Annotated in this window: 9 protein-coding genes; 1 reads left to right on the forward strand and 8 read right to left on the reverse strand. The window is 69.8% G+C overall.

Features of this window, described 5'->3' with window-relative positions; genetic code table 11:
- Positions 1-186: 186 nt before the first annotated feature.
- The gene (locus ACT6S0_RS23815) at positions 187-954 is read left to right on the forward strand and encodes a PEP-CTERM sorting domain-containing protein (RefSeq protein ID WP_444766253.1); all 768 of its coding nucleotides are present in this window, start codon (positions 187-189) and stop codon (positions 952-954) included.
- A gap of 42 nt (positions 955-996) precedes the next feature.
- Here ACT6S0_RS23815 and ACT6S0_RS23820 read toward each other — a convergent pair whose 3' ends face one another.
- The 8 genes from ACT6S0_RS23820 to gspL form a co-directional block, all read right to left on the reverse strand.
- Positions 997-1896 (reverse strand): 5'-nucleotidase, encoded by a 900-nt coding sequence (locus ACT6S0_RS23820; protein WP_444766254.1) that lies wholly within the window; start codon positions 1894-1896, stop codon positions 997-999.
- Between the two features lie 17 nt (positions 1897-1913).
- Positions 1914-2903: an AAA family ATPase gene (locus tag ACT6S0_RS23825; RefSeq protein WP_444766255.1), complete on the reverse strand. Its 990-nt coding sequence runs from the start codon at positions 2901-2903 to the stop codon at positions 1914-1916.
- 112 nt (positions 2904-3015) lie between these two features.
- Complete coding sequence (gene gspF / locus ACT6S0_RS23830; RefSeq protein WP_444766256.1) at positions 3016-4227, reverse strand: type II secretion system inner membrane protein GspF; 1212 nt, start codon at positions 4225-4227, stop codon at positions 3016-3018.
- Between the two features lie 2 nt (positions 4228-4229).
- Entirely contained in the window at positions 4230-5654 is a 1425-nt protein-coding gene (gene gspE / locus ACT6S0_RS23835; RefSeq protein ID WP_444766257.1) for a type II secretion system ATPase GspE, read from the reverse strand.
- Positions 5655-5661: 7 nt separating this feature from the next.
- Positions 5662-7878, reverse strand: a complete 2217-nt coding sequence (gene gspD, locus ACT6S0_RS23840; protein ID WP_444766258.1) for a type II secretion system secretin GspD — start codon at positions 7876-7878, stop codon at positions 5662-5664.
- Positions 7879-7880: 2 nt separating this feature from the next.
- Positions 7881-8762 carry a type II secretion system protein N gene (gspN, locus tag ACT6S0_RS23845; protein ID WP_444766259.1) on the reverse strand — a complete coding sequence of 294 codons (882 nt, stop codon included), beginning with the start codon at positions 8760-8762 and terminating at the stop codon, positions 7881-7883.
- Positions 8762-9286 (reverse strand): type II secretion system protein GspM, encoded by a 525-nt coding sequence (gene gspM, locus ACT6S0_RS23850; RefSeq protein WP_444766260.1) that lies wholly within the window; start codon positions 9284-9286, stop codon positions 8762-8764. The genes gspN and gspM overlap by 1 nt, the downstream gene beginning before the upstream one ends.
- Positions 9286-10507: type II secretion system protein GspL (gene gspL, locus ACT6S0_RS23855; protein ID WP_444766261.1), on the reverse strand; the 1222-nt coding region annotated here is incomplete at its 5' end. The genes gspM and gspL, both read right to left, overlap by 1 nt.

The raw sequence follows: 10507 nt of genomic DNA on the forward strand, positions 1-10507 counted from the left end.
TGGCGGTGCTCGCGCTGGTGTGGTGCGTGGAGCGCAGCATGGCGGTGCAGCTGCTGCCTTGACGCGACAGCAGCGCCACCAGAATCGGGGGGGCGGGGCGGGAATAGCGGGTTGCCCACGTTGACCATTTTTGACGGGTTAGTGAAAGTCGGTCCCGACCTTCCCTTCAGCCCGGAGAAATCGCGCATGTCACTCAAGCTTCTCGCCGCCTCGGCCGCATTGCTCACCGCCCTGTCCGCCCAGGCCGCCGTCTCGGTGACCAGCGCCGCCTTCACCTATGGGCAGAGCTTCGACAGCCTGGCCACCTCGGGCACGGCCAACGCCTGGGTCAATGACACGACTCTGGCGGGCTGGAGCCTGTTCAACGGCACGAACGCGCTGGCCACTTACCGGGCCAGCACCGGCACGGACAACGCCGGGGCGGCCTACAGCTTCGGCAGCGGCGCGGAGCGCGCGCTTGGCAGTATCGCCAGCAGCAGCGTGGCCAATCCGACCATCGTGCTCGCGCTGACCAACAACAGCGGCAGCGCGCTCGACAGCTTCACGCTGCGCTATGACGGCGAGCAGTGGCGCAACGGTGGCAACACCGCCGCGCACAAGCTGACTGTGCAGTACGGCTTTGGTGCCAGCTTCGCCAGTGTGTCCGACTGGACCACGGCCGGTGCGGCATTCGATGTCAACTCGCTGGTCAACACTGCGAGCCCTGCTGCCGTGGTGGGCAACACAGCTGGCCTGAGTGCCAGTTTGGGCGGCACCGTCAGCACGAACTGGGCGGTCGGCACCACGCTGTGGGTCCGCTGGAACGACGTCAACGATGTTGGCAACGACCATGGCCTGGCCATCGACAACGTCAGCTTCAGCGTCACGGCCGTCCCGGAGCCCAGCACCTACGCCATGCTGCTGGCCGGCCTGGGCGCCGTCGGTTTCATCGCCCGCCGCCGTCGCCGCGCCTGATCGGTCGCCACTTCGCACAGCGGCCCCACGCGGGGCCGTTTTTCATGATGCCGCGGCAATGCCCATGGCCACATGACCTGCCGGCACATGGGCCGCGGCGCTGGTGATGTGGCCGACCTGGTCGTCGAAGAAGAAGTCGGGTTCGAACTCGCGCAGGAACTCGCCCTTGGCCAGGCCGCCGAGGAACATCGCCTCGTCGACCTCGATCTGCCAGTCCATCAGCGTGCGGATCGCGCGCTCGTGGGCCGGCGCGCTGCGGGCCGTGACCAGCGCCGTGCGTACCTTCATGCCGCCGCCCGGTTCGTGCTGCAGGCGCTGCAGGGCTTGCAGCACCGGCTTGAAGGGGCCCGCCGGCAGGGGCAGGTGGGCGCGGCGGCTTTCATGCTCGCGGAACGCCGCCAGGCCGTCGCGCTGGAAGACCTGCTCGGCCTCGTCCGAGAACAGCACCGCATCGCCGTCGAAGGCGATGCGCAGCTCCTTCGGATGCAGCGCCGACGCGCGCGCCGCCAGCGGCATGACACGCGCCGCCGCCACGCCGGCCATCAATGCCTGGCGCACATCGGCCTCGTTGGTCGACAGGAAGAGCTGGGCCGACAGCGGCTTCAGGTAACGCCACGGCGAGGCGCCGCGCGTGAACACGCCGCGCTCGATGGCCAGGCCGTAGTGCCTGGCCGAGCGGAAGACGCGCATGCCCGAGATGGGATCATTGCGCGACAGCACGACGACTTCCACCTGCGGTGCGCCGCCGGCATTGAAGGCGAGCAACTTGTGCACCAGCGAGAAGGCGACGCCGGGGCGGGCCGGCTCGTCCAGCAGGCGCTGCTGCAGGGCCATGTAGGCATGGTCGTCCTCGGCCTCGAAGACCTCGTTCTCGGCTTCGAAGTCGAACAGGGCGCGGGACGAGATCGCGACGACGAGCTGGCCGTTCAGGGTGGCGGGCATGCCGCGATTGTCAGGGGCTACTGCATGAAGCCGATGCGCGACTTCTTCATGCCATTGCTGGGCAGGTCGTCGCATAAAACGGTGTCTCGCTGGGCCAGCCGCGCGTTGCCAAAGGCGGTCATCCAGGCGCGCCGCATCTCGCGCGGCGCCAGCTCGGCCATGCGGTCCAGCAGCGCGTCGCTGGGGCGCACGTCGAAGCGCTGGCCCCACTCATGCGAGGCGCGCAGCTTCTCGTACAGCCGCAGCGCGATGGCGCGCGCGGCGGCGAAGTCGGGCGCCTGCACCTCGTAGACATTGACGCGGTTCAGGATGGGGTCTGGAATGGCGCCGGCGTCGTTGGCCGTGGCCACCCAGATCACCTGGCTGGCATCGACCGCCACCTCGGCAAACTCATCGATGAAGCTGCTGGCCGTGTCGTGCTCCAGCAGGCTGTAGAGCGAGCCCAGCGGGTCGTACGCCGCCTCGCCGCCAGCCTTGTCGATTTCGTCGACCACCATGACGGGGTTGGCATAGTCGCCGTCCACCAGGGCCTCGAAGACCTTGCCCGCGCGGGCGCCGCGCCACTGGCTGGACGCCCCGGACAGCACCCAGCCGGCCGTCAGCGAGCTCATCGAAACAAAGCCCATGCCGGTGCCGAGCAGCTCCGCGAGCTGGCGCGCGAAATGCGTCTTGCCAACGCCGGGCGGCCCGAGCAGCAGCAGCGGCGTGATCTCCAGCGCGTCGCTGCTGTCCTTGCACAGGGCGATCTGGCGCCGCACGTCGTCGAGCACCTCGTGGAAGTTGGGCAGCTCGTCGTAGAGCGCGTCCATCACCGGCAGGCCCGAGGGCTTGACCTGGAAACGCTGCTCGCCTTTTTCCAGCATGCGCTCGTAGGTGGCGCGCAGCGACTCGTGATCCTTGCCCGGCAGCTTGTCCAGCCGCTTGCTGACATCTTCGAGTCGGTAGATGCTGCGCATCCGGGCGACCGGGATGCGCGGTGCGACACAGGCGATGGCGGTACTGCTCATGGTGGGCTCCTCCGTCAGGACACCCTATTCAAGCAAAAACCGGCCCAGGGCGGCATGTCGGGAAATCACCGGTTCGTGTGTCAGATCACGGCTTGCCGGCGCGGCAAGGCCGTTATTTCACCCATGTGTTCAGTTGGATGATGGGCAGCAGCACCGCCAGCACGATCAGCAGCACGATGGCGCCCATCGCGACGATGAGCAGGGGCTCCAGCAGCGTGGCCGCAGCCATGGACCGCCGCTGCACTTCGACGCTGAGCTGGCGCGCGGCGCGGCCCAGCATCTCGGGCAGCTGGCCGGTCTGCTCGCCCAGGCGCGCGAACATGGCGAGGATGCCCGGGAAGCGCTTCTTGCCCGCCAGCGCCGAGCCCAGCGGTGCACCCTCGCGCACCTGCACCAGCGCATCAAGCGCGTCGGCCTGCATGGCGCGGTTCGACAGGGTCTCGGCGGCCGCCTGCAGCGCCTTCAGGATGGGCACGCCGGCGCCGGCCAGCATGGCCAGCGTGCCGGCGAAGCGCGCCGCGTTGTAGCCGCGGGAGAGGCGCCCGATCAGCGGCAGGCCCAGCATGGCGGCGTCAAAACGCAGCCGGAAGGCATGCGCCTTGAGCGCCTGGCGCAGCAGCAGGCCGCCCGCCGCCAGCACGCCGAGCATCGCCCAGCCCCAGCTGCGCACGAAGTCGCTGATGGCCAGCATCGCGATGGTCAGCGCCGGCAGCGTGCGCTTGGAGCTGGTGAACACGGTGGCGATCTGCGGCACCACATAGGTGACGAGGAAGATGACGATCAGCACCGAGATGAAGGACACGATGGCCGGATAGGCCATGGCGCCGACGAGCTTGGCCTTGAGGTCCTGGCGCTCTTCAAGATCGTCAGCCAGCCGCTCCAGCACCTGGCCGAGGGCGCCGCTCTGCTCGCCGGCCGCGACGACGCCGCGGTAGACCTCGTCGAACTCGCGCGGTGCCAAGGCCAGCGCGCGCGCGAAGGTCGAGCCCGCATTGACCTCGGCCTTGAGCTGGCTGATGAGCTCGCGCTGCCGGCCGTCCTCGCTCTCGTCGGCCAGGGCCGTCAGCGCGCGCTCGATGGGCAGGCTGGAGCCGACGAGGCCGGCGAGCTGGCGCGTCCACACGGCCAGCGCCGTCTGGCTGAAGACGCGGCGCGTGAAGCGGCTGCCTTCCTGGGCGCCATGCTGCTGCACCATCTCGATGGACAGCGGCGTCAGGCCTTGCGCCCGCACCAGCGCACGCGCGACACGCGGGTTGTCGGCCTCGATCAGGCCGCTGTTCTGGCGGCCGGCGTCGGTGAGGGCTTCGTATTTGTAGGCCGGCACAGCTACTCGCGGGTGACGCGCAGGACTTCTTCAAGCGATGTCACGCCGCTCTCGATCAGCCGCTCACCGTCCTCGCGCATCGAGCGCAGGCCGATGGCTTCGGCCGCGGCCTGGAGCTGGCTCTCGGGCGCGCGGTTGTGGATGAGGCTGCGCACGGTGTCGTCGGCCACCATCAGCTCGTACACACCCGTGCGGCCCTTGTAGCCGGTCTGCCCGCAGGCGTCGCAGCCGACCGGGTGCCAGCGGCCCTGTTCATCGGCCTTCTTGCACACCGGGCAGAGCCGCCGCACCAGGCGCTGCGCCAGCACGCCCAGCAGCGAGCTGCTGAGCAGGAAGGGCTCCACGCCCATGTCGGTCAGCCGCGTGACGGCGCTGGGGGCGTCGTTGGTGTGCAGCGTAGCCAGCACCAGGTGGCCGGTCAGGGACGCCTGGATGGCGATCTGCGCCGTCTCGAAATCGCGGATCTCGCCGATCATGATGACGTCCGGGTCCTGGCGCAGGATGGCGCGCAGGGCCTTGGCGAAGGTCAGGTCGATCTTGGCGTTGACCTGGGTCTGGCCGATGCCGGGTAGCTCATACTCGATCGGGTCCTCGACGGTCAGCACATTGGTCGTGCTGGTGTCGACGGTTTGCAGCGAGGCGTACAGCGACGTCGTCTTGCCGGAGCCCGTCGGGCCGGTGACGAGGACGATGCCGTGCGGCTGCTGCACCAGCTTCTTGAAAGCGCTCAGCACCTGGCCGTCCATGCCCAGGCCTTCGAGCGTGAACTTGGATTCGCTCTTGTCCAGCAGGCGCAGCACGGCGCGCTCGCCATGGGCGCTGGGTAGCGTCGACACGCGCACGTCGATGGCGCGTCCGCCGATACGCAAAGAGATGCGGCCGTCCTGCGGCAGGCGCTTCTCGGCGATGTCGAGCTCGGCCATGATCTTCAGGCGCGAGATCAGTGCCGCGTGCAAGGCCCGGTTCGGCTGCACCACCTCGCGCAGCGTGCCGTCGACGCGAAAGCGCACCGAGCTGCTGCGCTCGTAGGGCTCGATGTGGATGTCGCTGGCGCCGTCCTTGGCCGCCTGGGTCAGCAGCGCATTGAGCATGCGGATGATGGGCGCGTCGTTGGCGGCCTCGAGCAGGTCTTCCACGGCGGGCAGGTCCTGCATCATGCGCGACAGGTCCACGGCGCTCTCGACCTCGCCGATGACGACGGCCGCGCTCGATTCGCTGCCGGCATAGGCGGCGTTGATGCGCTCGACCAGGGAGCTCGCGGCCTCGGACTCCAGCCGGTCCACCGCATACAGCCGTTGCACCTCGGACAGCGTGGCCCAGCCCACCTCGGGCGGCGCCCACAGCGTCAGCGTGCTGCCGTCGTCTTCCAGCAGCACGGTGTTGGCCCGTGCGAAGGCATAGGGGAGAGGATGGCGGGTGGCGGCCATGGCGGAGTTACTGCGGCGGTTGCTGTTGCGGGGGCGGCTGCAGGGAGGGCTGCGGCAGGGCCTTGTCGGGCGCCGAGATCGTCGGCTCCGGGAGCACCGGCGCGCCGGTGTCGGGCAGCAGCAGCCTGGACTTGGGCTGGCTGGCCTCCTGCACGGCGCGGATGCTGCGGTAGCGGTCCAGCGTCAGCTCGTTGCCGCTCTCTGCGCTGCGCATGACGACTGGGCGCAGGAAGACCATCAGGTTGGTCTTGACCCGGCGGCGGTTCTCACTCTTGAAGAGGTTGCCCAGCAGCGGCACCTTGGACAGGCCTGGCACGCCGTCACCACCGTCGGTGTATTCGTCCTTCAACAGGCCGCCCAGCACGATCAGGTCGCCGTCGTCGACGACGACATTGGTCTCGATGGCGCTCTTGTCCAGCGTGGGCCCGTTGGTGCCGGTGCTGCCGGGCACGACGGACGAGTTCTCCTGGTAGACCACCATGCGCACCGTGCCGCCTTCGCCGATCTGGCTCTTGATCTTGAGCGTCAGGCCGACGTCCTTGCGATCGACGGTCTGGAAGGGGTTGACGTTGCCGCCGGTCCCGGCCGTGGCCGCGTAGGAGCCGGTCACGAAGGGCACGTTCTGGCCGATGACGATGCGCGCCTCCTCGTTGTCCAACGACACGATGTTGGGCGTGGACAGCACGTTGGCGCCGCTCTGGCTCTCGAAGAAATTGGCTACCGCGCCCAGCGTGTAGAAGCTGCCGAACTTCTTCAGCACGCCGATGTTCAGGCCCTGCGGCGCCGCGCTACTGCCCAGCGCCGACGTCACGCCATCTCGGCCGCCCGCTACCGCGCCGGTCGCGTTGATGATGTTGGCCAGGCCCGAGCCGAAGTTGGTGCCCGCGCCGGTGATGCTGCTGTCGCCCTTGTTGCCGAACAGGTTCTGCCACTGGATGCCGAACTGGGCCGACTTGCTGTTGTCGATCTTGACGATCAGCGACTCGACATAGATCTGCGAGCGCCGGCCGTCGAGTTGTTCGATGACGGCGCGCACCTGGCGGTACAGCGGCTCGGCGGCCGTGATGATCAGCGAGTTGGTCGAGGGGTCGGCCTGCACGAAGCCGCCAGTGGAAGGGCCGGCGGACTGCGATAACGGCGCGGTCGCGGCGGCCGAGCTCATGCCGCCCGTGTTGTTGTTGCCGCCGACGTTGCCGCCGCTGAGCGACTGGCTGGCGCCCGTCAGCGAACCCGCACCGGTCAGGCTGGATGTGCCCGAAGTGCTGCCGCCGCCGGCGCTGGCCGACGAGCCCGCACCGAAGGCGGCGCGCAGCACGGTGGCCAGCTTGGTCGCGTCGGCGTTCTTCAGGTAGACGACGCGGATGTTGTTGGTGCTGTCGCTGCTGGGCTGGTCGAGCTTGTCGACCATCGAGCGCACGGCGGCCAGGCGCGCCGGGTTGCTGGCGCGCAGGATGAGGCCGTTGGAGCGCGGGTCCACCAGCACGTTGACGGCAGTGCTGCTCTGGCCCGGCACAACCGCACCGGGCACGCCGCCGCCGCCATCGGCCAGGCGCTGCACCAGCGGCGCCAGGTCCGACGCGACGGCGTGCTTCAAGGGCACGATCTCGATGTCGCTGGTGCCCGGCGTGTCCATGGCTGCGATGATCTTGGCCATGCGCTGCAGGTTGTCGGCGTAGTCGGTGATGATCAGGCTGTTGTTGCCCGGGTTGGCGTTGATGGTGTTGTTGGGACTGATCAGCGGGCGCAGCACGGCAACGAGGTTGTTGGCGTTCTCGTGCTGGATGCGGAAGATCTGCGTCAGGATCTGGTCGCCGCGCACATTGCTGGTTTCGACGGCCACCGAGCCGGCCTGCAGCTTGGCGTCGGGCTCGGGCAGCACCTTCAGGAAACCCGCCGCCTCGACGACCGTGAAGCCCAGGCCGCGTAGCGCGGCCAGGTAGTTGCGGTAGGCGTCGGCCACCGAGACCGGCTGCTCGCTGTAGACCGTGATCGTGCCCTTGACGCGCGGGTCGATGATGATCTGGCGGTTCAGCATGACGCCGATGGCGCGCGTGACGGCCTCGATGTCGGCGTTGACGAAGTTCAGCGTGACCGGTGAGCTGGCCCTGACGGCTGGCCCGGCGGTTCGGCCGCGCTGCACGTTGGCGTTGTCGGGCTGGGCGAACGCGCTGCCGGTCGCCAGCAGCAATGCAGCGAGGGCAGTGGCGGTGCGTTGGAGATTCATGATCATCCGATCGTCAAGACGGAGCGCGCCCCTTGGCGGCGCCCGATGATGTTCAGCAGGTTGTTCAGCGCTTCCTCGCGCCCTGGAGCGGCGCCGGCCTCGCCGGTGAAGCGGCTTTTGCCGCCGCTGCTCAGCGTGCCTGCGCCCGAGAGCTGCAGCGCGCCTTCCAGCGTGGACAGGTGCAACGCGCTGACGCCGGGGTTGGCAGCGTCGGCGGTCACGGTGAAGCGGTAACTGCCCAGCGGAGCGACGGTGGAGACACGCGAGGACAGGTTGAGCAAGTCGAGCTGCAGCTCGCCGAACTGGCGCCAGCGGCCCTGCACCGATTCCAGCCGCAGGTCGCGCGCCGACATGCGCAACGAGCCGCCCAGCTGCAGCGTGTTCCAGGGCGTGCCCAGGCCAGACAGCAGCCCGGCGGGCAGGCGGGCCAGCCAGTCGGCACGCGTGTCGACGCTGACTTCCATGCGGCCCAGGCCGGGCTTGATGCCCAAGCGCAGTTCGCCGTTGATGCAGCAGTCCTGGCGCGCTGCCAGCTGCAGGCCGAGGCCCTTCGCCACCATGCGCCAGTGCAGGCGGCCGGGCAGTGACGAGGCGTCGCGGCTGCCGGCGCCGCCGGTCAGCACAAGCACGCCGGAGCCGTTCCAGACGCTGCCGCGCGTGTCGACGATGAGCAGGTGCCCAGCCGTGGCGGAAGCCAGCGCGCGGGCCAGCCAGCTCGCCGGCGCAAAGATGATGAGGGCCGCGACGATGCCGACCAGCGCGCCGGCGATGCTCCAGCGCCGCGGAGTCTGGTGGCGCACCGCGCGGCCACCAGCTGTGGCGCCGCCCAGCACGGAATCCGGCGGCAGCGACGCCGCGTGAGGCTTGTTTTTCAGCAGGCGCATCAGCCGCCTCCCAGGGTCAGCACCAGGTTGCCCGAATAGCCCTTGGGACCGCGGGTCAGCTGCGCTTCCACGGGACGGGCGCGTGCGGCCGACCGCACCTCGCCCAGCCAGCCCTGCAGCAGCTCGGGCGCAATGCCGTTGAGCGTGACCACCGCGCGGTCGCCTGTCAGCGTCAGACGGGCGGCCGGGCCAAGGTTGGCCACCGACGCCGTCAGCGCGGCCTGCGCCTGGGCCGGCTGCACTGCGGGTGCGGCCGCCAGCGCGCGGGCTTCCTGGGCCTGGGCCTGCATCTGCTGCAACTGAAGTTCAAGCTTCTCGAGTTCGGCAGGCGCGGTCCGCAGCGTGCGCAGCGCCGGCGCGATCAGCACGCTCCAGGCCAGCAGCAGGCCGAGCAGCAGGGCGATGCCACCCACGGCGAAGCGTTCGCGCTCGCCGAGCGCCTGCCAGTGCGCGGCGGCCTGCGCCCTGGCCTGCTGGAACTGGGCCGGCAGGCCGACGGCCGCGTTGGTATCGAAGCGGGCCATCAGCTGCGTCCTTGAATGCTGGCGCGGCTGATGGTCAGCTTGCCCTCGCTGGCGTCCAGCTGCCAGCCATCGCTGCGCAGCTGGGTGCGGAAGTTGTCGATCTGGGGCGGTGCCCAGCCCTGCGCGGAAACGGTGAGGCGGCCCGGCTCGAAGGCCAGCGCCTCGGCGGGCGGCCGGTCGGCCGGCCAGGCGGTGGCGGCGGCGGCCAGCAGGGCTTCAAGGTCCTGCTCGCCGATGCTGCCGGCGCTGGCGCGCAACAGGTCGAGCTGCTTTTGCATCTGCACCGGCGCGTCGAGGATGGCGCGCACTTGCGGGAAGGCCGTCGTCAGCGTCGCACTGACGGCAGCACGGCGCGCCGCCACCTCGCGGTGCTGGTGCCAGGCCCACAGATTGAGACCGACCAGTTGCACGATGACCAGGCCGACGAGGCCGATGCGCACCGGGCGCCAGGGCTTGCGCATCAGGGCGCGGCTGACCAATCGCAGCGCGCGCACGCCGCGGGCGCGGGGTGCGAGGTCGAACTGGCGCAGGTTCCAGGCGCTGTCGACGACGGCCAGCGCGCGCTGGGCCGGCGTCTGCACGGTGACGGTGGTGCCCAGCCAGCGCTCGGCGGCGGTCGCCACCGGCGGGGTGGCCGTCCACTGCGCTGCATGCACCAGGCCGGGCGGGAAGAACTGGCGCGCCAGGCCACCTTCCAGCGGCAAGGTCGCGACACCCTCGGTATGGCTCCAGCGCAGCGCGATGCCTGTGCTGGTGCCTTCGACATGGTCTTCGCCATCGGGTTCGAAGAAATGCCCGCGCGCCAGCTCGTCTGGCCAGGCCAGCGGCGCGATGCGGTCGACGAAGACGTGGGCGGCTTCGAGCTGCGCGAGATGGTCGGCCAGCCAGGTGCGCGACGTGATCGCCACCCAGGCCGTGTCGCCGCCCAGGGCATCGGGCTCCACCGCGAAGTGCACGGTGTCGGGTTCGTCGAGCAGCGACTCCTCGAGCTTGCCCGCCAGTGCGGCGCGCATCTGGCGGCCGGCGCGGGGCAGCTCGACCAGGCGCCAGCTGATGTCGGACTCGCTGACGACGGCGATGACGCTGTCCGCCTGCGGCAGCGCTGCCGCCGTGGCACGGCCTTCGGCGGCGATGCGGCGGCCGTCGGGCGTCAGCGCGTAGTCGTACTCACGCTGCGCGTCGGCGCGCGGCAGCTCGGCAGCCGCAGGCGCGGCTCGGCCC

Origin of the sequence: Roseateles sp. (assembly GCF_052436255.1) — a bacterium.
Classification (GTDB): Bacteria; Pseudomonadota; Gammaproteobacteria; order Burkholderiales; family Burkholderiaceae_C; genus Pelomonas.

What these genes read in the sequence shown, in the direction of transcription:
- ACT6S0_RS23820 (WP_444766254.1), bottom strand. Translation starts at nt 1,896, where the DNA reads ATGCCCGCCACCCTGAACGGCCAGCTCGTCGTCGCGATCTCGTCCCGC.
- gspM (WP_444766260.1), bottom strand. Translation starts at nt 9,286, where the DNA reads ATGGCCCGCTTCGATACCAACGCGGCCGTCGGCCTGCCGGCCCAGTTC.
- ACT6S0_RS23825 (WP_444766255.1), bottom strand. Translation starts at nt 2,903, where the DNA reads ATGAGCAGTACCGCCATCGCCTGTGTCGCACCGCGCATCCCGGTCGCC.
- gspD (WP_444766258.1), bottom strand. Translation starts at nt 7,878, where the DNA reads ATGAATCTCCAACGCACCGCCACTGCCCTCGCTGCATTGCTGCTGGCG.
- gspE (WP_444766257.1), bottom strand. Translation starts at nt 5,654, where the DNA reads ATGGCCGCCACCCGCCATCCTCTCCCCTATGCCTTCGCACGGGCCAAC.
- ACT6S0_RS23815 (WP_444766253.1), top strand. Translation starts at nt 187, where the DNA reads ATGTCACTCAAGCTTCTCGCCGCCTCGGCCGCATTGCTCACCGCCCTG.
- gspN (WP_444766259.1), bottom strand. Translation starts at nt 8,762, where the DNA reads ATGCGCCTGCTGAAAAACAAGCCTCACGCGGCGTCGCTGCCGCCGGAT.